Origin of the sequence: Oceanibium sediminis, from assembly GCF_003265325.1 — a bacterium.
GTDB lineage: Bacteria > Pseudomonadota > Alphaproteobacteria > Rhodobacterales > Rhodobacteraceae > Halovulum > Halovulum sediminis.
The window spans coordinates 157,006-177,497 of the sequence record NZ_QGNX01000001.1; the positions used below are offsets into that span (position 1 = coordinate 157,006).

21 protein-coding genes are annotated in these 20,492 nt (G+C 67.7%); 11 read left to right on the top strand and 10 right to left on the bottom strand.

The genetic code is table 11. From position 1 onward, the window contains the following. Window positions 1-6 precede the first annotated feature (6 nt). The gene (locus DJ029_RS00790; protein ID WP_198671044.1) at window positions 7-561 is read left to right on the top strand and encodes a TIGR04282 family arsenosugar biosynthesis glycosyltransferase; all 555 of its coding nucleotides are present in this window, start codon (window positions 7-9) and stop codon (window positions 559-561) included. A gap of 165 nt (window positions 562-726) precedes the next feature. On the opposite strand, the gene DJ029_RS00795 is transcribed toward DJ029_RS00790, so the two are convergent. From DJ029_RS00795 to DJ029_RS00805, 3 genes are all read right to left on the bottom strand, one after another. Further along, on the bottom strand, window positions 727-1,515 hold the full coding sequence (locus DJ029_RS00795; protein WP_112320427.1) for an FAD binding domain-containing protein: 789 nt from the start codon (window positions 1,513-1,515) through the stop codon (window positions 727-729). 13 nt (window positions 1,516-1,528) lie between these two features. Further along, on the bottom strand, window positions 1,529-3,904 hold the full coding sequence (locus DJ029_RS00800) for a xanthine dehydrogenase family protein molybdopterin-binding subunit (RefSeq protein WP_112320428.1): 2,376 nt from the start codon (window positions 3,902-3,904) through the stop codon (window positions 1,529-1,531). A 96-nt stretch (window positions 3,905-4,000) separates the two neighbouring features. Next, window positions 4,001-4,483: a (2Fe-2S)-binding protein gene (locus DJ029_RS00805; RefSeq protein WP_112320429.1), complete on the bottom strand. Its 483-nt coding sequence runs from the start codon at window positions 4,481-4,483 to the stop codon at window positions 4,001-4,003. A 196-nt stretch (window positions 4,484-4,679) separates the two neighbouring features. Here DJ029_RS00805 and mce point away from each other — a divergent pair, with 196 nt between their 5' ends. Next, window positions 4,680-5,084 carry a methylmalonyl-CoA epimerase gene (gene mce / locus DJ029_RS00810; RefSeq protein ID WP_112321287.1) on the top strand — a complete coding sequence of 135 codons (405 nt, stop codon included), beginning with the start codon at window positions 4,680-4,682 and terminating at the stop codon, window positions 5,082-5,084. Then, window positions 5,081-5,356 carry a DUF1467 family protein gene (locus DJ029_RS00815; protein ID WP_112320430.1) on the top strand — a complete coding sequence of 92 codons (276 nt, stop codon included), beginning with the start codon at window positions 5,081-5,083 and terminating at the stop codon, window positions 5,354-5,356. Before mce ends, DJ029_RS00815 begins: the two co-directional genes overlap by 4 nt. A 2-nt stretch (window positions 5,357-5,358) precedes the next feature. Here the strand turns inward: DJ029_RS00815 and DJ029_RS00820 are convergent, their stop codons facing one another. Further along, on the bottom strand, window positions 5,359-6,852 hold the full coding sequence (locus DJ029_RS00820; RefSeq protein WP_112320431.1) for a carboxypeptidase M32: 1,494 nt from the start codon (window positions 6,850-6,852) through the stop codon (window positions 5,359-5,361). Window positions 6,853-7,025: 173 nt separating this feature from the next. Between DJ029_RS00820 and DJ029_RS00825 the strand changes: the two genes are divergently transcribed. The 6 genes from DJ029_RS00825 (at window position 7,026) to DJ029_RS00850 (ending at window position 12,426) form a co-directional block, all read left to right on the top strand. Beyond that, entirely contained in the window at window positions 7,026-8,402 is a 1,377-nt protein-coding gene (locus tag DJ029_RS00825) for a DUF1800 domain-containing protein (RefSeq protein WP_112320432.1), read from the top strand. Between the two features lie 19 nt (window positions 8,403-8,421). After that, window positions 8,422-9,615 carry a DUF1501 domain-containing protein gene (locus DJ029_RS00830; RefSeq protein ID WP_112321288.1) on the top strand — a complete coding sequence of 398 codons (1,194 nt, stop codon included), beginning with the start codon at window positions 8,422-8,424 and terminating at the stop codon, window positions 9,613-9,615. Between the two features lie 64 nt (window positions 9,616-9,679). After that, on the top strand, window positions 9,680-10,378 hold the full coding sequence (locus DJ029_RS00835) for a GNAT family N-acetyltransferase (protein ID WP_112320433.1): 699 nt from the start codon (window positions 9,680-9,682) through the stop codon (window positions 10,376-10,378). 106 nt (window positions 10,379-10,484) lie between these two features. Then, window positions 10,485-11,057 carry an FMN-dependent NADH-azoreductase gene (locus DJ029_RS00840; RefSeq protein ID WP_112321289.1) on the top strand — a complete coding sequence of 191 codons (573 nt, stop codon included), beginning with the start codon at window positions 10,485-10,487 and terminating at the stop codon, window positions 11,055-11,057. Between the two features lie 86 nt (window positions 11,058-11,143). Further along, window positions 11,144-11,722: a nitroreductase family protein gene (locus DJ029_RS00845; protein WP_112320434.1), complete on the top strand. Its 579-nt coding sequence runs from the start codon at window positions 11,144-11,146 to the stop codon at window positions 11,720-11,722. Then, window positions 11,719-12,426, top strand: a complete 708-nt coding sequence (locus tag DJ029_RS00850; protein ID WP_112320435.1) for an EI24 domain-containing protein — start codon at window positions 11,719-11,721, stop codon at window positions 12,424-12,426. The genes DJ029_RS00845 and DJ029_RS00850 overlap by 4 nt, the downstream gene beginning before the upstream one ends. Before the next feature lie 56 nt (window positions 12,427-12,482). On the opposite strand, the gene DJ029_RS00855 is transcribed toward DJ029_RS00850, so the two are convergent. Beyond that, window positions 12,483-12,683 carry a hypothetical protein gene (locus tag DJ029_RS00855; RefSeq protein ID WP_112320436.1) on the bottom strand — a complete coding sequence of 67 codons (201 nt, stop codon included), beginning with the start codon at window positions 12,681-12,683 and terminating at the stop codon, window positions 12,483-12,485. A gap of 195 nt (window positions 12,684-12,878) precedes the next feature. On the opposite strand from DJ029_RS00855, the gene DJ029_RS00860 reads away from it, so the two are divergent. Next, window positions 12,879-13,757, top strand: coding sequence for an S-methyl-5'-thioadenosine phosphorylase (locus DJ029_RS00860; RefSeq protein WP_370445209.1), 879 nt, complete (start codon window positions 12,879-12,881; stop codon window positions 13,755-13,757). 374 nt (window positions 13,758-14,131) lie between these two features. After that, the gene (locus tag DJ029_RS00865) at window positions 14,132-14,668 is read left to right on the top strand and encodes an adenine phosphoribosyltransferase (RefSeq protein WP_112320438.1); all 537 of its coding nucleotides are present in this window, start codon (window positions 14,132-14,134) and stop codon (window positions 14,666-14,668) included. 187 nt (window positions 14,669-14,855) lie between these two features. Here DJ029_RS00865 and DJ029_RS00870 read toward each other — a convergent pair whose 3' ends face one another. From DJ029_RS00870 to thrC, 5 genes are all read right to left on the bottom strand, one after another. Continuing rightward, window positions 14,856-16,271, bottom strand: coding sequence for an FAD-binding oxidoreductase (locus DJ029_RS00870; RefSeq protein ID WP_112320439.1), 1,416 nt, complete (start codon window positions 16,269-16,271; stop codon window positions 14,856-14,858). Between the two features lie 12 nt (window positions 16,272-16,283). Next, window positions 16,284-17,099 (bottom strand): MBL fold metallo-hydrolase, encoded by an 816-nt coding sequence (locus DJ029_RS00875; protein ID WP_112320440.1) that lies wholly within the window; start codon window positions 17,097-17,099, stop codon window positions 16,284-16,286. Window positions 17,100-17,167: 68 nt separating this feature from the next. Continuing rightward, window positions 17,168-17,812 carry a GNAT family N-acetyltransferase gene (locus tag DJ029_RS00880; RefSeq protein WP_112320441.1) on the bottom strand — a complete coding sequence of 215 codons (645 nt, stop codon included), beginning with the start codon at window positions 17,810-17,812 and terminating at the stop codon, window positions 17,168-17,170. Window positions 17,813-17,832: 20 nt separating this feature from the next. Beyond that, window positions 17,833-19,095: a M16 family metallopeptidase gene (locus tag DJ029_RS00885; protein WP_112320442.1), complete on the bottom strand. Its 1,263-nt coding sequence runs from the start codon at window positions 19,093-19,095 to the stop codon at window positions 17,833-17,835. After that, window positions 19,092-20,480 (bottom strand): threonine synthase, encoded by a 1,389-nt coding sequence (gene thrC, locus DJ029_RS00890; RefSeq protein ID WP_112320443.1) that lies wholly within the window; start codon window positions 20,478-20,480, stop codon window positions 19,092-19,094. The genes DJ029_RS00885 and thrC overlap by 4 nt, the downstream gene beginning before the upstream one ends. Window positions 20,481-20,492: the final 12 nt, after the last annotated feature.

The window sequence follows — 20,492 nt, forward strand, 5'->3', positions numbered from 1 at the left end:
GTCATCATGCTGAAGGAACCCCGCCCCGGACGGGTGAAAACCCGCCTCGGTCGGGACATCGGCATGGTGCCCGCCGCCTGGTGGTTCCGCCACCAAAGCACGGCACTGATCCGCCGCCTCGCCCCGGACCGGCGTTGGCGGACATGGCTGGCCGTCAGCCCTGACGCGGAAGGGCTGCAAAGCCGCGTATGGCCCGCAGGACCGGCGCGCCTCGCGCAGGGGGGCGGCGACCTCGGCCAGCGCATGGCGCGCCAGTTCCGCGCCCTGCCGCCGGGCCCGGCGCTGATCATCGGCGCGGACATCCCCGACATAACGCCAGCCCGCATCGCCGACGCGTTCCGCGCCCTCGGCGCGGCGCAGGCGGTGATCGGCCCCGCGCCGGACGGCGGCTACTGGTGCATCGGGCTGAAACACCCGCGCGCCGCCCCCGCCACGCTGTTACGGGGCGTGCGCTGGTCCACCGCCCACGCCCGCGCGGATACCGAGGCGTCCCTCGCCGGGCTCAGGATCGCCCATACCGCGACCCTGCGGGACGTCGACACCAGCGCCGACCTCCGCTGAGCGCGGTGAGGGGCTTTGCCCCCTCCCAGCCCAACAGCACCCAAGGACAGAAAAACGCCGGACCTCGGGGCCCGGCGTGCAACGCCCGCCTTTGCGCGGCGGGCCCCGCCCCTGCGCAAGCGGGGGTGGGGGACAAGGTCTCGGGCCGTCAGGCCCTCCGCTGGATCAGCAGGCGGCCACCGCGCGCCGGGTCATGACCGAGACAAGATGCGCGCGGTACTCCGGTGTGCCGTGCAAGTCGCCGATCATCGTGCTTGCGTCCACGCTCAGCCCGTCCAGCGCCCCGGCCGAGAAGTCGGACGACAGCGCCTCTTCCGCCTCCGACCAGCGGAACACGCCATCCTCGGAGGCGCCGGTCACCGCGACCCGCACCCCGTCGGCGTATTTCGCCACGAACACGCCCACCAGCGCGAAGCGCGAGGCGGGCTGGACGAACTTCTGGTAGTTCGCCGCCTCTGGCACGGGGAACTTCACCTCGGTGATGATCTCACCCTCGTCCAGCGCGGTGGTGAACATGCCCTGGAAGTAGTCGTCCGCCGCGATCTCGCGCGCGTTGGTCACCACCGTCGCACCGGAGGCGAGCACCGCCGCCGGGTAGCAGGCCGACGGGTCGTTGTTGGCGAGGCTCCCGCCGAGGGTGCCGCGATTGCGCACCGCCGGGTCGCCGATGTGGCTGGCCATGGCCGCAAGCGCGGGGTAATGCGCCGCGCCCTCGGCGGCTACTGTCGCGTGGGTCGTCGCCCCGCCGATGCACAGCCGCCCGGCGTCATCCATGCAGATGCCCTGCATTTCCGGAATGCCCGTCAGGCTGACCAGCGTGGACGGCGCGGCGAGGCGCTGTTTCAGCGTCGGGATCAGGGTTTGCCCGCCGCCCAGCGCCTGCGCGTCCTCTTCGCTCATCGCCTTCACGGCGTCGGCGATGGTCGAGGGTTTTGCGAAGTCGAAATTATACATCTGAAGAGTCTCCTCAGCTTGCGGACTGCATCGCGGCCCAGACACGGGACGGCGACAATGGCATATCGATATCGGGGACGTCATATCCCCCATTGTTCAGGGCATCCAGAACGGCGTTGACCACCGCTGGCGGCGCGCCGATGGCCCCTGCCTCACCGCAGCCCTTCACCCCGAGGGGGTTGTGCGGCGTCGGTGTCTGGCAACTGTGATCCACCACGAAACAGGGCAGGTCGCTGGCGCGCGGCATTGCGTATTCCATGAACGACCCGCTGGTCAGCTGGCCGTTCTTGTCATAGACCGCGCTCTCCAGCAACGCCTGGCCGATCCCCTGCGCGACCCCGCCGTGCTGCTGCCCTGCCACGATCATCGGATTGATGATGGTGCCGAAATCATCGGCGGCCACGAAGTTGAGCACCTCGACGACGCCTGTCTCGGGATCGACCTCCACCTCGCAACCATAGGCACCGGCGGGATAGACGAAGTTCTCGGGATCATAGAACGCGCTTTCCTCCAGCCCCGGTTCCAGCGTGTCCGAGGGGTAGTTGTGGGGTACATAGGCCGCAAGCGCTACCTCGGCCCATGCCATCGACCTGTCCGTGCCCGCCACGGTGAACTGACCGTTCACAAGGTTCACGTCCTCCTCCGAGGCTTCAAGGATATGGGCAGCGAACTTGCGGGCCTTGGCAATCACCTTTTCCGTTGCCTTAAGGATCGCGGCGCCACCTACCGCGCCCGAGCGCGATCCGTAGGTGCCCATCCCGAAGGGGATCTTCGCAGTGTCGCCGTGGATGATCTCGATCAGCTTCTCATCGATGCCCAAATGCTCGGCCACGATCTGTGCAAAGGCGGTTTCGTGCCCCTGCCCGTGGCTGTGGGTGCCGGTGAAGACCTGGATCCCGCCCGTCGGGTTGACCCGGACCATGGCGGATTCGTAAAGCCCGGCGCGCGCGCCCAACTGCCCGATCAACTGCGATGGCGCAAGGCCGGAGCATTCGACCCATGTCGCGAAGCCATAGCCGCGCAACTTGCCGCGCGCGGCGGACTCCTGCCGGCGCGCGGCGAACCCGGCGTAGTCCGACAGGTCCAGCAGCTTGTCGAGCGTGGCATGGTAGTTGCCGCTGTCATAAACAACCGCCAGGGGCGTCTGATAGGGGAATTCCTCAGGTTTCACGAAGTTCTTGCGCCTGAGTTCCGCGGGGTCGATGCCCAGCTCCCGCGCCGCCTTGTCGACCAGGCGTTCCAACTGATAGGTGCCCTCCGGCCGCCCCGCGCCGCGGTAGGCATCCACCGGAACCGTGTTGGTGAACACCCCTTTCACGTTCACATAGGCCAGCGGCGTCCGATACGCGCCGCCTGCCGCGGGTCCGTGCAGATAGGTCGGCGTCACCGTTGCAAACAGGCGCAGATACGCCCCGAGGTTGGCGTAGGTTTCCGTGCGAAAGGCAAGGAACATCCCATCGGCGTCCAGGGCCAGCTCGATCTTTGTCTGGTGGTCACGGCCCTGCGCATCCGACACGAATGCCTCGGTCCGACTAGACGTCCACTTGACCGGACGGCCCAATATACGCGCCGCGAGGGTGACGAAAGCCTCTTCGTTGTAGTTATAGATCTTCGAGCCGAAAGCCCCCCCCACATCCGGGGCGACGACCCGCAGCTTCGTTTCGGGTATGTTCAGGACGAACGCGCCCATCATCATCCGGATGACATGCGGATTCTGACTGGTGGTCCAGAGCGTGTACTGATCGTCCCCCGCGTCATACTCGGCCACCGCGCAGCGCGGTTCCATCGGGTTGGCGACGACACGCTGGTTCACCAATTCAAGGCTTGTCACGTGATGCGCGGTTTCGAAAGCCGCGTCCACCGCCGCCTTGTTGTCCTGGATGAAGCCCCAGTCGAAGCAAAGGTTGGAGGTCAGCTCTTCATGCACCTGCGGCGCACCGGCTTCAACGGCGGCCTTGGCATCGGTCACGGCCGGCAGCTCTTCCATTTCGAGCACGATTTTCTCAGCCGCGTCCCTTGCCTGCTCGATCGTCTCGGCCACGATCCCGGCAATCGGTTCCCCGACATGCCGGACAATGCCTTCGGCGAGCACCGGGTGGCGCGGTTCCTGCTGCACGGAACCGTCGATGCTGGTCACTGTCCAGGCCGTCGGCAGGCTGCCGGTATCCTTGAAATCCTCGTCGGTGAAGATGCGCAGAACGCCGGGCATCGCCGCCGCCTCGGTCGTATCGATGCTGCGGATCCGCCCATGGGCCACATCCGAGCGCAGGAAATACGCATAGGCCTGACCGGCCCTATTGATGTCATCCGTATACCGGCCCTTGCCGGTCAGGAACCTTACGTCTTCGCGTCGTTTGCTGCTGGCGCCAATTCCACTGTCTTTCGGCATTTCAAATCTCCCTGAAAATGCGGGGCATTTCCCCCGTCGTTTTTTCGGGACCCACCCGGATGCGTCCGGGGGTGGTCGATCTTTTGCAGCGCGGGATTACTCGGCCGCGACCGGGGTCAGCTTCGCCGCCGCCGTCTGGATCGCTTTCACGATGTTGTGATAACCGGTGCAGCGGCAGATGTTCCCTTCGAGGTATTCGCGGATCTCCGCCTCGGAGGGGGTGGGATTGTCCCTCAGCAGCGCCGCCGCGCTCATCACCATGCCCGGCGTGCAGAAGCCGCACTGAAGCCCGTGCTCGTCCTGGAACGCCTGCTGCACGACGCCAAGGGTGCCGTCCGCGTTGGCCATACCCTCGATCGTGGTGACTTCGGCGCCGTCCGCCTCGGCGGCGAACATGGTGCAGGCCTTCACCGCCTCGCCGTTGACATGCACCACGCAGGCGCCGCACTGGCTGGTGTCGCACCCGATGTGCGTGCCGGTCAGGCGCAGGTCGTCACGCAGGAAGGCGGACAGCAAGGTGCGCCCCTCGACCGCGCCGCTGACCGGCTTCCCGTTCACGTTCATTGAGATCTCGACCATCGAATTCCTCCCTCTGATGGTGTGATTTGTAGCCGCCGGGACGGTTGGCCCGCTCTCAGGCTTATGCGCACAGCTTGGCGATAATTCCCTGTCATTGGAAGCCCTTTCTCCGCCGCGCGGGGAATCCGGCGGGCAGCGCAAGCGACAAAGACGCGCGGGGCTTGGCATGGCCCGCGCGGCGGCGCATATAGCTGGAATGATCGGACGTTTGAACCATGTCGCCATCGCCGTGCCGGACCTCGACGCCGCCGCCGCGCAGTATCGCGACACCCTCGGGGCCGAGGTCGGCCCGCCCCAGGACGAACCCGAGCACGGCGTCACCGTCGTGTTCATCACGCTGCCCAACACCAAGATCGAGCTGTTGCATCCCCTTGGCGAAGGCTCACCCATCGCAGGCTTTCTGGCCAAGAACCCGTCGGGCGGGATTCACCACATCTGCTACGAGGTGGAGGACATCCTGGCCGCCCGCGACACGCTGAAGGCCAGCGGCGCGCGGGTGCTGGGCGACGGGACGCCGAAGATCGGCGCCCATGGCAAGCCGGTGCTGTTCCTGCACCCCAAGGATTTCACCGGCACACTCGTGGAGCTTGAGCAGGTATGACCATCACCGGCGCCATCGTCCTGTTTGCCGTGATCTGGTTCATGGCGCTGCTGATCGCCCTGCCGCTGGGGCTGCGCACCCACGGGGATCGCGGCGTCAACAGCCAGGCGGAGCCGGCGTTTTCGCCGGTCAACGCGAACGTGCGGCGCAAGATCCTCTGGGTGACCGCGATCACCATCGTGCTGTGGATCCCGATCTGCCTGTTCATCGCCTCGGGCATCGTGAGCATCGACGACCTGGACTTCTGGGGCCGCCTCGGCCCCAAGGGCTAGGCTCAGATCCCGTAAAGCGCGCCGAATTTCGCCTGGAGGTAGCTGACCAGCGCCTCGGGGCCCGGCGCGCGGCCGATCGCCTGCGCCACGATCTGTTCGGGCGGCACCGTCGCCGCCCTGGCGTGGACCTTTTCCGTCAGCCAGTCCGTCAGCGGGCCGAAATCCCCTTCCGCGATCAGCCCGTCGATCCCCGGAATCTCGGCGCGCATCGCCGCGAACAGCTCGGCGGCATAGATGTTGCCCAAGCTGTAGGTGGGGAAATAGCCGAACAGGCCCTGGCTCCAATGGGTGTCCTGCAACACGCCCCGCGCCGCGTCGGGGACCGGCACGCCGAAGTCGCGCTGAAAGGCGTCGTTCCACGCCTCTTCCAGGTCCGAAACCTCAAGCCGGCCCTCGATCAGGTCCGCCTCCAGGCGGGTGCGCAGCAGGATGTGCAGGTTGTAATGCACCTCGTCCGCCTCGGTACGGATGCAGCCGGTTTCGACCCTGTTCAGCGCGCGATACAGCGCGTCTGCATCCGCAAGCCCGGTATCCCCGAAGGACTCGCGGAAATGCGGCGCAAGCCACTCAGAGAACGCGGCGGAGCGCCCGATCTGGTTTTCCAGCATCCGGCTCTGGCTTTCATGCACCCCCATCGAGGCATATTGCCCCGCCGGTTCCAGCAAGGTCGCCTCGGGCATGTTCTGGTTGTAGACGGCGTGCCCCACCTCGTGAATCACCGAGAAGAGGCAGCCGAGGGGGTCGTCCTCGTCCACGCGGGTGGTGATGCGCACGTCCTTGCCGCTGCCCACGCAGAAGGGGTGCACCGTCAGATCGATCCGCCCGGCGGACAGGCGGTAGCCGAAGGCGGTCGCCACGGTCTTTGACAGCGCCAGCTGCGCGGCGGCCGGGAAGTGGCCGCGCGGCGTGGGCATCTGCCGGCCGCTGGCGGCGATGGCGGCGCGCAGCTCGGACAGGGGCGCGCGCAGCCCCTCGAGCATCGGCATCAGGACCGCGCCGGTCATCCCCGGCTCGAATTCGTCGAGCAGCGCGTCGTAAAGCCCCTGCCCCGGCGCCGCCATCGCGGCGGCGTGCTCGCGCTTGAGCGCGACCATCCGCTCCAGCGTGGGGGCGAAATCGGCGAAGCGGTTCGCCGCGCGCGCCGCCACCCAGACGCCCCACCCGGTCGAGGCCGCGTGCGCCAGCGCCCCGGCCAGCGCGGCGGGGACACGGGTGGCGCGGGCATGGGCGCGCGAGATCAGCGCGACGTTGCGCGCCGCCGCCGCCGGCAGCTCGGCCCCGTCCAGCGCGGCCAGCCAGTCCGCGATGAGCGGATCGGTCTTGCGCTCATGCGCGGCGGTCTTCAGCGCCGCCGCCTGCTCGGCGCGCTGCGCGGCGCCATCGGGGGGCATCACCACCTCCTGGTCCCACATCAGAACGCCCGAGACCTGGTCCAGCGCGGTGGTCTGGCGGACATGGGCGATCAGCCGGTCATAGGCGGTCATGGCGTCGGTCATGGCGGGATGCTCCTTCGTGTTGCGCGGCAGGATAGGCTGGGGCACACTGGCTGCAAGGGAATATGACCACCGCATTTCCGCTCATTCACACAGCACACGAAATTTTTAGACGGAATGCGCCGGGCCGCCCGTAGTATCCCGTACAACTGCCCCAGACGCCCCAAGGACGCCCGATGATCGATCTTGACGAAGCCATATCCGCCATCCGCTTCGGCTATGGGCTGCACCCTGCCCAATCCGCGCCCGCCACGCCCGAAGGGCTGCTTGCGGAGCTGTCCGGCCCCGATCCCGCGCTGCCCGCGCCCGCCCCGGACCTGGACCAGCGCCTTGCCCTGCGGGTGGAGATCTACAGCCTCAGGCGGGAACGGAGGAAAGCGAAGGACGAGAAGAAGGTCGACGCGATTTCCCGGAAGCTCAAGGAACTGAACAACGATCTGGGCGATCTGACCGACGCGGATGCGAAGCGGCTGTTCTCCAACGCCGTCCACGCCCCCGCCCCCTTCCGGGAGCGGCTGGTGCATTTCTGGACCGATCACTTCACCGTCGCCGCGAACAATCGGATCATAGAAACCGGCGTGCAGGAGATGATCGATTCCCGCATCCGCCCCAATGTGAACGGCAATTTCCGCGACATGCTGATCGGGGTCACGCAGCATCCCGAGATGCTGATCTACCTCAACCAGGCCAATGCCGCCGGGCCGAACTCCCCGGCGGGCAAGAGCCGCAAGCGCGGCCTGAACGAAAACCTCGCCCGCGAGATCATGGAGCTGCACACGCTGGGTGTCGGCGGCCCCTACACCCAGGCCGATGTGCGGGAATTCGCAGAGCTGCTCACCGGGCTCGCGTCCGGGCGCGACGGCTTCACGTTCAACGCGCGCATGGCCGAACCGGGGGCCGAGCAGGTGCTCGGCAAGCGCTACGGCTCGGACAAGCCCGCGAAGCTCCGTGACGTGGAACAGGCGCTGGGCGACCTGGCCCTGCATCCGCAGACCGCGACGCACCTGGCCAGCAAGCTGCTGGTGCATTTCATCGGCGCTCCGGCGGACCCGGAACTGGTTGAGCGCATGGCGCGCGCCTACCTGGACGCGGACGGCGCGCTGGTGCCGATGTATCGCGTGATGCTGGAGGACGAGCGCAGCTGGCGCTTGCCGCTGCAAAAGGCGAAGACCCCCTTCGAGTTCATCGTGTCCGCCCTGCGCGCGATGGACGGGATCGTGCCCGATGTCGCGCAGGCCCGGGCGAAGGACGTGCGCCGCACCCTGCGCCTGCCGATGGAGCGGATGGGCCAGCCCCTGCTGCGCCCCAACGGCCCCGACGGCTGGGGCGAAGCCCCCGAGACCTGGATCACCCCGTCGGGCCTGGCCGAGCGCATCGACTGGATTTCCGAACTGACCCAGGGCTACGCGCGCGACGTCGATCCCCGCGCCTTCATCGAGCAGACGCTCGGGCCCGTCGCCTCGCCCCTGCTGGAGCGCGCCGTCGCCGGGTCGGAAACCCGGCATGAAGGCGTGGCGCTGGTCCTCGCCTCGCCCGAATTCAACCGCCGCTGAGCGCGAAAGGAAGCGAATGATGTCCGATGTTGTTCTGAATCGCCGCCGCCTGCTGACCACCTCGCTCGCGCTTGGCTGTTCCGCCGCGGCAAGCCCGCTGATGACGCCCGTCACGCTGGCCACCACGCCGGGGGACTCGCGCCTCGTGGTGATCGTCCTGCGCGGCGCGATGGACGGGCTGGACGTGGTGCAGCCGGGCGGGGACCGGCACCTGCGCGCCTATCGTGGCGACCTGTCCCTGGGCGAGGAGGGCGGCGCGCAGCCGCTGGACAATTTGTTCATGCTGCACGGCGCGCTGGGCGGCCTGATGCCCCTTTGGCAGGCCGGAGAGTTGAGCTTCGCCCACGCCGTCTCCACGCCGTATCGCGACCGGCGCAGCCATTTCGACGGGCAGGACCTGCTGGAAAGCGGCGGCAATTCGCCTGACGGCGGCATGACGCCGGGGCGCGACGGCTGGCTGAACCGTATGCTCTCGCTCATGCCGGATACCGACAGCCGCACCGCTTTCGCGGTCGGGCGTGAAAACCTGCTTCTGCTCACGGGAAAGGCACCGCATTCGAGCTGGTCGCCGGATTCGGACCTGGAACTCAGCCCGCAGGCGCAGCTGCTGCTGTCGGTGATCTATGCCGAGGATCCCCTGTTCCGCACCGCCGCTGAAACCGCGATGGACATTTCCGACGACATCGAGATGTCGAACGGGATGACCCCCCGCGCCGCCCGCCGCGCCGAGGCGCTGGCCGCTTTCGCCGCCGAGCAACTGTCGCTCGACAGCCGCGTCGCCGCCTTCTCGCTCAACGGGTGGGACACCCATGCGAACCAGTTCCGCGCCCTTCCCAACGCCCTGGAAGAGCTTGAAACCGCCATCCTGACCCTGAAAGCGGGACTTGGGCCGGTCTGGGAAAACACCACCGTGCTGTGCATGACGGAATTCGGGCGCACCGTGCGCCAGAACGGGAACAAGGGCACCGACCACGGCACCGGCGGCGCGGCGATCTTCGCCGGCGGCGCGCTGCGCGGACGGCAGGTCCTGGGCAAATGGCCGGGGCTGAGCGAGGACGCGCTCTACAAGAACCGCGACCTGATGCCCACGAGCGACGTGCGCAGCTATGCCGCCTGGGCGATGCGCGGCCTGTTCGGCCTGAAGCAGAACGACCTTGAGGGGCTGGTCTTCCCCGGCCTCGACATGGGGAACGACCCGAAGATGATCGCCTAAAGCCCCGCGCGCGCCCGTGCTTCCCGTCCTTGACGGGCATCGGGAATGGCGATCTTCTTCGCCCATGACAGACACCGCGCCGCCCCTTGCACACTGGCGACCGCCGCACCGCGCTTTCCGGCCGTTGCGGGGGCGATACGCTGAGCTGTCCTTCCTGACACCCGCCGACGCCGGGGCCCTGCACGCGGCCTTTGGCGAGGACACTGCGATCTGGGACTACATGGCCTACGGTCCCTTTGCGGACGCAGACACCTATGCAGACTGGATCGCGCGGATCGGCGCCGCCGGGGATCCGGTCTTCTACTGCATCACGGATATCGCGACCGGCCTGCCCGGCGGTGTCGCCAGCTACCTGCGGATCACCCCGCTCGCCGGCAGTATCGAGGTCGGGCACATCAATTTCGCCCCCCACCTGCAACGCACCCGCGCCGCGAGCGAGGCGATGTACCTGATGATGCGCCAGGCCTTCGACCTCGGCTACCGGCGCTATGAATGGAAGTGTGACGCCAGGAACCTCGGCTCACGCCGCGCGGCGCAGCGCTATGGCTTCAGTTTCGAAGGCGTGCATCGCCAGGCCGGGGTGGTGAAAGGGCGGAACCGCGACACGGCCTGGTTCTCGCTGCTCGACCGGGAATGGCCCGCCGTGCGCGCCGCCTTCGAAAGCTGGCTGGCCGAGGACAATTTCGAGGATGGCGTGCAACGCCGCCCGCTGTCGGCGCTGACCGCGCCCTTGCTGGCCGCCGGGGATCCTGCCCTCGGCTGAACTGTCGCCGTGCCGGATACAGTCTGTCTATCTCAATCCCATTGATGCCTTGCGGGATATCCCCCACCTGTCTGTCAGCAAATCGATGAACCTGATGGAGCCCCTCATGGCCGACAAGACCCTTCTGATCCAATCCAGCGCCCGCAAGCCGGGCTCGGTCACGCGCAAGCTGGCCAGCGACCTTGCCGCTGCCCTTGGCGCGCCCGTAACCGAGCGCGACGTCAGCGCCGGGTTGCCGCTGATCGACGAAGCCTGGATCGCCGCGCGCGATGCCGGCGCCGAGAACGGCGCGCATGACCTTTCCGACGAACTGATCGCCGAATTGCGCGACCACGACACGCTGATCATCGCCGTCCCGGTCTACAACTTCGCGATACCGGCAAGCCTGAAGGCCTGGATCGACCAGATCGCCCGCGCGGGCGAGACGTTCCGCTACACCGAGAACGGCCCCGAGGGGCTGCTCAAGGGCAAGACGGCCTACCTGGTCATCGCCTCGGGCGGCACGCCGGTGGACAGCGGCTGGGATTACGCCACGCCCTACCTGCGCCATGTCCTGGGCTTCATCGGCATCACCGACGTGCATGTCGTGGCGGCGGATTCGCTGGGCAACAACGCGGACAAGGTGCTGGACGCCGCCGAGGCAAGAATTGCACAACTGGCGCAGCCCCTGGCCGCGTGACGTTGACAAACCCCCTTCGGGTTCCTGAATAAGGCGGGCGGCCCCGGTGCGGGCCGCTCCGTTTTTTCTCTGACCCCCGAGGGACCATGCCCACCCCCAATCCCGACGCGCTGGACTTCCTGCTGACCCGCCGCTCACGCCCGGCCAAGACGCTGGTTGCCCCCGCGCCCGACCGGGCCGCGCTGGCCCCGATCCTGACCGCCGGCCTGCGCGTGCCCGACCATGGCAAGCTTGAGCCCTGGCGCCTTGTCGTGCTCGAAGGCGCGGCGCTGACCCGCCTTGCCGAGGTGGCGACACGGCGCGCCCAGAAAGTGGGGATGGACCCCGACAAGGCCGCCAAGGCGGCGCAGATGTTCAGCGGCGCGCCGCTGATCGTGGCTGTCATCTCCGCCCCCGTGGAAAGCGAGAAGGTGCCCGAGATCGAGCAGCTCTACTCCGCCGGGGCGGTCTGCCTCAGCCTGGTGAACGCCGCGCTTGCGGCCGGGTGGGGCGCGAACTGGCTGACCGGATGGACCGCCACCGACCCCGCCTTCCTGGGCGAGGCGCTGAACCTGCGCGCCCCGGCCGAGGTTGCGGGCTACATCGTCATCGGGACCGAGACCACCGCCCCCCCCGACCGCCCCCGCCCGGAGGTGGAGGCCAAGGTGACCTGGGTCGACGAATGATCCTGACCGACCTGAGCCGCGCCATCGCGCAGATCGGCGACGCCCGCTTCCTGAGCGTGCTGATCCGCGCGGTGCTCGTCACGCTCGTCCTGCTCGGCGCGCTCGTCTGGGGCCTGTACCGCACGCTGGCCTGGTGGGCGGCGGACGGGATCTCGCTGCCGCTGATCGGCACGATCGGGATGGACGGCGGCTTGGGCTGGGCAACGCTGATCGTGCTGGCGCTGGCCAGCATCCTGCTGATGCTGCCGCTCGCCCTGGTGATCGTCAGCCTGTTCCTCGACGCGGTGGTGGACGCGGTGGAAGAGCGCCACTACCCCGGTCTGCCGGGGGTGGAACCACAACCCGTGGCGGCGGCGCTCGGGGAATCGCTGCGGTTCTTCGGCGTTATGATCGCGGTGAACCTGGCCGCGCTGGTCATCTATTTCGCCTTCACCATCCTGGCGCCGTTTGTCTTCCTGGCGGTGAACGGCATCCTGATCGGGCGGGAGTATTACCACCTTGTCGCGGCCCGCAGGCTTGGCAACGCCGGGGCCCGCGCGCTGCGCCGCCGGCACAGGGGCGAGGTCTGGCTGACGGGCGTGATCCTTGCGCTGCCGATGGGCATTCCGCTGGTGAACCTGCTGGTGCCGGTCATCGGCGTCGCCGCCTACACGCACCAGGCGCATCGCCACATGGGCACGCCGAGGGTCACCGCGCGGCAATGATAAAGGGGCGGTCGCCCGCCCCTTCGCAGCCGTGAGGCCATCGCGGATCGCCGCGCTCAGCCCTCGTCCGTGGCGGTCGCCTCGGTCAGGGGCAGCAGGACGGTCGGAAGCTCGTCCGCGCTTTCGGCATCGGCCATCGGGATAGGTGTCATCGTCGATTGGGCCGTGGTGGCGTGGTCCGCGCCGAAACACCCGGCGCTGGCCGCCCCGGCAAACCCCAGCAGAACGGCGGTGGTCAGAAGTGGTATGCGAGTCATGATCGTATCTCTCCTCTTCTTCTCTGGGATAATGGTATGGCAATTCCGCGTCCTGTCCACCCATGCGAGGGCCGAGGCCCCCCCGATACGCGCAATCGTGACCCCCGCTGCCCGAAATCTGGACACTTGCGCATGGCGCGGCAGGCCCACTAGGGTCGGCGCCGGCAGATATGGGCAACATCAGGGGGCATGCGCATGGAAACGGTGATCGGCGTGATCGGGGGCAGCGGCGTTTACGAGATCGACGGCTTGGAAGACGCCGCCTGGACCGACATCACCGGCCCCTGGGGCGCGCCCTCGGACCAGGTGCTGATCGGGCGGCTGGACGGGGTCAAGATGGTGTTCTTGCCCCGCCACGGCCGGGGCCATGTGCAAAGCCCGGGCAGCATCAACTACCGGGCCAATATCGACGCGCTGAAACGCGCTGGTGTGACGGACGTGATCTCGGTTTCCGCCTGCGGGTCCTTCCGCGAGGGGATGGCCCCGGGCGATTTCGTCATGGTGGACCAGTTCATCGACCGGACCGTGGCGCGCGAATCGTCCTTCTTCGGGCCCGGCTGCGTGGCCCATGTGTCGGTCGCGCACCCGACCTGCCCGCGCCTGTCCGCCGCCTGCGCCGAGGCAGCCCGCGCTGAGGGCGTCACCGTGCACGACGGCGGCACCTACCTGGCGATGGAGGGGCCGCAATTCTCCACGCTGGCGGAATCGAAACTGTATCGCGAGGTCTGGGGCTGCGACGTGATCGGCATGACCAACATGCCCGAGGCCAAGCTCGCCCGCGAGGCGGAGCTTTGCTACGCCTCCGTCGCGATGATCACCGATTACGACAGCTGGCACCCGGATCATGGCGAAGTCGACGTGGCGCAGATCATCCGGACGCTGACGGGCAACGCCGACAACGCGCGCGGGCTGGTCCGCCGCCTGCCCGGCCTGCTGGGCAGCGAACGCCAGCCCTGCCCGTACGGCTGCGACCGGGCGCTGGAATACGCGATCCTGACCCAGCCCCCCGCGCGGGACCCGGCGATGGTGGCGAAGCTCGATGCCATCGCGGGCCGAGTGCTGGGCGCGGCGTAACCGCGACGGCCTTGTGTGCGAATACCCACAAACCGCGATCAAACCCTGTGAAACTGTTCCCTGGGTAACATGCCGCCGAAGCTGACTCCGCCATAAGGGGCATCAGTGTAGGAGGTTTCAATGTTAACACGGTGTTACAAGTTTCTCCGCTCCGTCATGGCCGGGCTGCAACAGCCCGGCCTGACCGAGACGCCCCGCAACTTCGCGGAAATGGCGACGATGCACCCGAAATCACCGCGCAGCCAACGGGTCCAGCCCGCGGCCGCGGCAAAGAGGTCCGTCTGGCGGTAGCACACCCTGCCAGCCGGCTTGCCCGAAGCATCCCCCAAAGGCTAGGCTCTCTCCCGAACCCAGCGGCAGGGGAGCTTCGGGCAATGATTTCCAGGGATGTTCAATCCTACATCCGCACGATTCCGGACTTTCCAGCGCCGGGAATCATGTTCCGCGACGTGACCACTCTGTTCCAGGACGCACGCGGCTTCCGGATTGCCATCGACCAGCTGCTGCTCCCCTACGCCGGGGTGCGCATCGACAAGGTCGCCGGGCTTGAGGCCCGTGGCTTCATCCTGGGCGGGGCGGTTGCGCACCAGCTTTCGGTGGGCTTCGTGCCAATCCGCAAAAAGGGCAAACTGCCCGCCGCCACGATCGAGCAATCCTACGCGCTGGAATACGGGCAGGCGACCATGGAAATCCACGACGACGCCTTCAGCCCCGGCGAGCGGGTGCTGCTGGTCGACGACCTGCTGGCGACGGGCGGCACCGCCGCGGCCGGTATCTCGCTAATCGAGCGGCTCGGGGCCGAGGTGATCTCTGCCGCGTTCATCATCGACCTGCCGGAACTTGGCGGGCGCCGGAAGCTGGCGGACATGGGGATTGAGGTCCACGCGCTCTGCGCCTTCGAGGGGCACTGAAAGCCGCCGCGGCAGGGTTTTCGGAAAATTTCCGTCAAATACGCGCCAAGCGTAAGGTTTTGTTAACCAAGATACCTGTATCCAGAACAGGCCCGGTCCTTCCGGGTGTTGCTTGCACTCCAGGGCCACTCGGCTCAAAACGCGTCCTTCAGCCTTACCCCCTGAAGGACGCGTTTACCGTTTCGGCTCAGGCGCGCAGCACCGCGCCGGGGTTCATGATGCCAAGCGGGTCCAGCGCGGATTTCACGGCGCGCATCGCTGCCAGCTTCGCCGGATCGCCGAAACGCTCCAGGTCGGCGACCTTCAGGCGGCCGATGCCGTGCTCGGCGCTGATGGAGCCGCCAAGCTCAGCGGCCAGGGCGTGGACCGTTCCGCTGACCTCGGCGCGCTGCGACTCGTGATCCTTGCGGCGGCCCCCCTGCGGCGGGAACACGTTGTAATGCAGGTTGCCATCGCCAAGATGCCCGAAGCAGTTGATGCGGAAACGCGGATCGATCGACCTAAGCGCAGGTCCGCCGCGCGCTATGAATTCCGGGATCGCGCTGACCGGGACTGAGATATCGTGGCTCGCGACCGAGCCGATCAGCCGGTTCGCCTCCGGGATCGTTTCGCGCACGGCCCAGAAGGCCTGCGCCTGCGCCTTGTTCTGCGCGATGACGGCGTCCGCGATCAGCCCCGCCTCGAACGCCTCCACGAGGGAGGCTTCGAGCCGCGCGGTCAGTTCGGCGCCCGCGCCCGCCCCCGCCTCGATCAGCACTGCCCATTCGGGGCGCGGGCTGAAGGGCTGGGGCGTGTCGGGCAGCACCTCGTCCAGGAAGGCGAGGCCCTGGCCGTGGATCAGCTCGAACGCGCTCAGCGCCTCACCCAGCGCGTCGCGCATGTGCGCCAGCAGGCGCAGCGCCGTGTCGGGGCTTTCGGTGACGACCATCGCGGTGCCGGTTTCGCGCGGCCGGGGGAACAGGCGCAACACGGCGGCGGTGATGATGCCGAGGCTGCCCTCAGAGCCGATCAGCAGGTTGCGCAGATCATACCCGGTGTTGTCTTTCCGAAGCCGCTTCAGCCCGTGCAGGATGCTGCCGTCGGGCAGCACCGCCTCCACCCCAAGGCACAGGTCGCGCGCGTTGCCGTAGCGCAGCACCGCCACGCCGCCCGCGTTGGTGGCCAGCAGCCCCCCGATCCGCGCCGAGCCTTGCGAGGCCAGCGACAGCGGGAAAAGCCGGTCCTGCACCTCGGTCATTGCGTGGATGTCCGACAGGATCGTGCCGGCCCCGACAGTTGCCGTGTTGTCCAGCGGGTCCACCTCTGCCGGGGCGGTCATCCGCTCGACCGAGACGAGCAGCGTCGCGGGGCCCGGGGCGATCTGCCCGCCGACCAGCCCGGTGCCGCCCGCGTAGGGCACGAGGCCGATGCGATGCTCGGCGGCGAAACGCACGATCCTGGCCACCTCATCCGTGGTGCGGGGTTTCAGCAACGCGGCGCTGGCCCCTTCCCAGCGGGCGCGGGGTTCGGTGCGGTAGCTTTCGGGCACCGGGCCGACGGTGCCGTCGGGCAGACAGGCGGCCAGCGCCGCGACATGGTCCGGCGTGGCGGAAGTCAGGGTCATCGGGTATTTCCGTTAGTCGAGCCGGTCCAGGTACCGGGGTTGCAGGATGCGGATGGTAGGACGGCGCGGCAGTTCCCGCAAGGAGACGACCATGGACGAACTGTCCATCACCTCCACCGCGAAATCCTCCGACATGCCCCCCACGAAGGCCTGCAAGGTCGAGCGCCCGAACCAGTGCATCGGCAGCACGATGGAGGAACGCAGCCGCTCGATGATGCGGGTCATCGTGGCCAGGTCGACGGTCATGCCGCCATCCACCGCCGCCATCACCACGTCCAGCCGCCCGATCGCGGCGTATTGCTGTTCCGAGGGCTCGTGGTGCAGGTGGCCGAGGTGGCCGATGCACAGGCCCGCCACCTCGAAGATGAAGATGGAGTTGCCGTCCCGCTGCTGCCCGGTGAAGGACGAGCGGATATCCGTCGTCACGTTGCGGATCAGCAGCTCTCCGTCCAGCTCCACCCGGTGATCGGCGGCCGCGGTGCCGTCGCCCCAGCCGTTCAGGATGTAGGGGATTTCCGGGTTCGGGTTGGGCGTCCAGTGGCTGGAATGGGCGTTGTTCATCGTCACCACGTCGGGCAGCACGCCGATCCCGGCGTAGCCGTTGAAATCCGTGATGATCCCCCGCCCCGAGGGCGTCTCGATCAGGAACATCGAATGGTCGATGTAGGAAATCCGCACCTCCTCGTTGCTCAGCCCGTCGCCGAAACTGGCGAATTCGATACGCTCGAACTCGTTCTCGACAAGGGCGATGCAATGGCTGGCGATGGATTGCGCCAGCGCTGGCGCAGGCAGGACAAGGGCGGCAAGGGCGAAAAGACGTGCGATCATCTGATGCTCCGGAACAGCGGCTGTTGCTTACCAGATAGCGCGATCCGCCCCGCGTCCAGTCATCGCGATCACCCGGACAGGCGCGGGAACCCCGAGGCGGGCGGCGCGCTGGGGGCGTGGGCGCCCGCGCTCGCCCCTTCGACCCGGCCGCGCCGGTCCGAACGCAGGTTGGCGTAGAGCACATGCGTCCGCCAGCGCCCGGCGATCTGAAGGTAACTTTGCGCAACGCCTTCGTACTTGAAGCCGGTGCTTTCCAGAAGCCCGCGGGAGGGGGCGTTTTCCGGCAATGTCGCCGCCTCGATCCGGCTGAGGCCGAGGTCGCTGAACGCGTAGCGCACGACCGATTGCAGCGCCTCGCGCATGTAGCCGTGGCGCGCGTGCTGCGCGCCGATCCAGTAGCCCACCGTCGCCGCCTGCGACGGGCCGCGGCGGATGTTGTCCAGCGTGATCCCGCCCAGCAGCGTGCCGGTGGCGCGCAGCGTCAGGAAAAGCGGCACGGCGCGGTCCTGCTCAAGCGAGCGTTCGGCCCAGTAGACCCGGTTGCGAAAGGACCGGCGGGAGGTCTGCTCACTGGCGCGGACCGGTTCCCAGCGTTCCAGGAACTCGGTCGAATTCTCGCGCAGCATCACCCATTCCGCGTGGTCCGCCATATCCGGCAGGCGCAGAATCAGGCGTTCGCTGAGCAATTTCAGTCTTGGCCGGCGACGGAACATTGCCACGCGCCCGCCCCCGCTCAGGCCGCCAGACGGGCGCGCAGGACATCGTGGTCCGGCGCCGCCGCCACGGGGCCATACAGCGCCTGCGCCGGGCGTGCCGTCGTGCAGAGCGTTTCCCCGAAAGCGCGGATATCCTCCAGCGTGACCGCGTCGATCCGCGCGACGGTTTCCTCCGGCGTCGGCACCCGGTCCCAGATGGCCGTGGTGCGCGCCAGCCTCTCTGCCCGGCCCGAGGGGCTTTCAAGCCCCATCAGCATACCCGCCTTCATCTGCGCGCGCGCGCGGTCAAGCTCGGCAAGGGTCACGGTTTCGGGCAGGCGGCGCAGCTCGTCCGTCACCACCTTGCTGAGCGCGGCGATACTGTCCCCCGCCGTCCCGGCATAGATCATCAACGCGCCACTGTCGGCATAGGCCGCGGTCTGCGCGAAGATCGTGTAGCACAGGCCCCGCTTTTCGCGCGCCTCCTGGAACAGGCGCGAAGACATGCCCCCGCCCAGGATCGCGGCGTGCAACTGGCTGGTGTAGATATCGTCAGCCCGGTAGCCCGGCCCTTCGAGGGACAGCGCGATATGCGCCTGCTCCAGGTCCTTGATCTCGCGCCGTTCGCCGCCGGAATAGCGCGCGCCTTCCAGCGGGCCGTCGCCGCCCCGCGTCGCGCCACCGAACGCGGCTTCGACCTGACGCACGATCGCATCGTGATCGACCTGCCCGGAGGCCGCGATGATCAGCCGTTCCGGGCCGTAATGCGCCTTGGTGAAGCGCAGGAAATCGCCCCGCGTGAAGGCCGCGACGCGTTCGGGCGGGCCAAGGATCGGGCGGCCCATGGACTGGCCGGGGAAGCTGACTTCCTGAAGCCAGTCGAAAATGATGTCATCGGGCGTGTCATGCGCCTGGCCGATTTCCTGAAGGATGACGCCGCGCTCGACCTCGATCTCATGCGGATCGAACGACGGGTCCTGCAGGATGTCGGCGATCACGTCCAGCGCCAGCGGCACGTCGGCCCCCAGGACGCGCGCGTAATAGGCCGTCATCTCGCGGCTGGTATAGGCGTTGATATAGCCGCCGACGTCCTCGATCTCCTCGGCGATCTGAAGCGCGCTGCGCCGCCCGGTCCCCTTGAAGGCCATGTGTTCCAGGAAATGCGCGATGCCGTTCTGCTCGACACTTTCGTGACGGCAGCCAGCGGTGACCCAGACACCGACGGCTGCGCTTTGCAGACCCGGCATATGCTCGGTCACGATGCGCAGGCCATTGGAAAGGCGATGAGTCTGTACGGTCATGCGCGATTTTGTGCCACGAAGGCTTGCAGCGCTGCAAGATCATTCGGCAGGCGGGTCAGCCGCTCGTCCCGTTCGAACAGGTCGGCCATGCGCGGCGGCAGGTCCGGGCGGAGACCGGTGGCCGCTTCCACGGCATCGGGGAACTTTGCGGGGTGCGCCGTGGCCAGCGTGATCATCGGCACGCGGCTTTCGGGCTGCTCATCGGCCACCTTGATGCCGACGGCGGTGTGCGGGCACACCAGCTCGGCAGAGGCGGCCAGCGTCGCCTTGATCGTGGCGCTCGTCTCCTCCTCCGACGCGCGGCCCGAGGTGAACTCGGCGCGCAGCCGGTCCACCGCGCCCTGGCTGAGGGCAAAGCCCCCCTCACCCGAAAGCGCGGTCATCAGCTGGGTGATCGCAGCACCTTCCCGGTCATAGATATCAAACAGCAGCCGCTCGAAGTTGGAGCTGACCTGGATATCCATGGAAGGTGAGATCGAGGGCGTCACCCCCTCCTTCTCATGCCGTCCGGTGACCAGCGTGCGGTGCAGGATGTCGTTCTGGTTCGTCGCGATCACCAGCCGGTCAATGGGCAGGCCCATGCGCTTGGCCACGTAGCCCGCGAAGATGTCACCGAAGTTGCCGGTCGGCACGGTGAAGCTGACCTTTCGATGCGGCGCGCCAAGGGCCACGGCGCTGGTGAAGAAGTACACCACCTGCGCCAGCACCCGCGCCCAGTTGATCGAGTTCACGCCCGCAAGCCCCACCGCGTCGCGGAAATCGTGGTCGTTGAACATGTCCTTCAGGCGGGCTTGGCAATCGTCGAAATCCCCTTCCACGGCCAACGCGTGCACATTTGGCGCTGTCGGCGTGGTCATCTGGCGGCGCTGCACCTCACTGACGCGGCCATGGGGGTACATGATGAAGACATCCACCGCGTCCAGCCCTGCAAACGCCTCGATCGCGGCAGAGCCGGTGTCGCCACTGGTCGCGCCGACGATGGTGACCCGGCGGCCAGAGCGTTTCAGCGAATGCTCGAACATCTGCCCGATCAGCTGCATCGCCACGTCCTTGAAGGCCAGCGTCGGGCCGTGGAACAGCTCCAGCAGGAAGTGCCCCGGCTCAAGCTGTTTCAGCGGGCAGCGGGCGGCATGGCCGAACCCGGCGTAGGCGCGCTGGATGATGCCACGGAACTCCTCGTCGCTGAAGGTGTCGCCGACGAAGGGGCGCATGACTGCGAAGGCGACCTCTTCGTAGGGGCGGCCCGCGAAATCGGCGATCTGCTCTGCGCTAAGCTGCGGCCAGCTTTCGGGCACGTAAAGCCCGCCGTCGCGGGCGAGGCCTGTCAGCATCGCTTCTTCGAAGCTCAGCGCGGGCGCCTGCCCGCGGGTGGAGATATAGCGCATTTCAAACGGCCT

What these genes read in the sequence shown, in the direction of transcription:
- DJ029_RS00880 (WP_112320441.1), bottom strand. Translation starts at nt 17,812, where the DNA reads ATGTTCCGTCGCCGGCCAAGACTGAAATTGCTCAGCGAACGCCTGATT.
- DJ029_RS00865 (WP_112320438.1), top strand. Translation starts at nt 14,132, where the DNA reads ATGATTTCCAGGGATGTTCAATCCTACATCCGCACGATTCCGGACTTT.
- mce (WP_112321287.1), top strand. Translation starts at nt 4,680, where the DNA reads ATGATCGGACGTTTGAACCATGTCGCCATCGCCGTGCCGGACCTCGAC.
- DJ029_RS00825 (WP_112320432.1), top strand. Translation starts at nt 7,026, where the DNA reads ATGATCGATCTTGACGAAGCCATATCCGCCATCCGCTTCGGCTATGGG.
- DJ029_RS00870 (WP_112320439.1), bottom strand. Translation starts at nt 16,271, where the DNA reads ATGACCCTGACTTCCGCCACGCCGGACCATGTCGCGGCGCTGGCCGCC.
- DJ029_RS00875 (WP_112320440.1), bottom strand. Translation starts at nt 17,099, where the DNA reads ATGATCGCACGTCTTTTCGCCCTTGCCGCCCTTGTCCTGCCTGCGCCA.
- DJ029_RS00795 (WP_112320427.1), bottom strand. Translation starts at nt 1,515, where the DNA reads ATGTATAATTTCGACTTCGCAAAACCCTCGACCATCGCCGACGCCGTG.
- DJ029_RS00830 (WP_112321288.1), top strand. Translation starts at nt 8,422, where the DNA reads ATGTCCGATGTTGTTCTGAATCGCCGCCGCCTGCTGACCACCTCGCTC.
- DJ029_RS00790 (WP_198671044.1), top strand. Translation starts at nt 7, where the DNA reads ATGCTGAAGGAACCCCGCCCCGGACGGGTGAAAACCCGCCTCGGTCGG.
- thrC (WP_112320443.1), bottom strand. Translation starts at nt 20,480, where the DNA reads ATGCGCTATATCTCCACCCGCGGGCAGGCGCCCGCGCTGAGCTTCGAA.
- DJ029_RS00885 (WP_112320442.1), bottom strand. Translation starts at nt 19,095, where the DNA reads ATGACCGTACAGACTCATCGCCTTTCCAATGGCCTGCGCATCGTGACC.
- DJ029_RS00820 (WP_112320431.1), bottom strand. Translation starts at nt 6,852, where the DNA reads ATGACCGACGCCATGACCGCCTATGACCGGCTGATCGCCCATGTCCGC.
- DJ029_RS00840 (WP_112321289.1), top strand. Translation starts at nt 10,485, where the DNA reads ATGGCCGACAAGACCCTTCTGATCCAATCCAGCGCCCGCAAGCCGGGC.
- DJ029_RS00845 (WP_112320434.1), top strand. Translation starts at nt 11,144, where the DNA reads ATGCCCACCCCCAATCCCGACGCGCTGGACTTCCTGCTGACCCGCCGC.
- DJ029_RS00815 (WP_112320430.1), top strand. Translation starts at nt 5,081, where the DNA reads ATGACCATCACCGGCGCCATCGTCCTGTTTGCCGTGATCTGGTTCATG.
- DJ029_RS00860 (WP_370445209.1), top strand. Translation starts at nt 12,879, where the DNA reads ATGGAAACGGTGATCGGCGTGATCGGGGGCAGCGGCGTTTACGAGATC.
- DJ029_RS00855 (WP_112320436.1), bottom strand. Translation starts at nt 12,683, where the DNA reads ATGACTCGCATACCACTTCTGACCACCGCCGTTCTGCTGGGGTTTGCC.
- DJ029_RS00835 (WP_112320433.1), top strand. Translation starts at nt 9,680, where the DNA reads ATGACAGACACCGCGCCGCCCCTTGCACACTGGCGACCGCCGCACCGC.
- DJ029_RS00850 (WP_112320435.1), top strand. Translation starts at nt 11,719, where the DNA reads ATGATCCTGACCGACCTGAGCCGCGCCATCGCGCAGATCGGCGACGCC.
- DJ029_RS00800 (WP_112320428.1), bottom strand. Translation starts at nt 3,904, where the DNA reads ATGCCGAAAGACAGTGGAATTGGCGCCAGCAGCAAACGACGCGAAGAC.
- DJ029_RS00805 (WP_112320429.1), bottom strand. Translation starts at nt 4,483, where the DNA reads ATGGTCGAGATCTCAATGAACGTGAACGGGAAGCCGGTCAGCGGCGCG.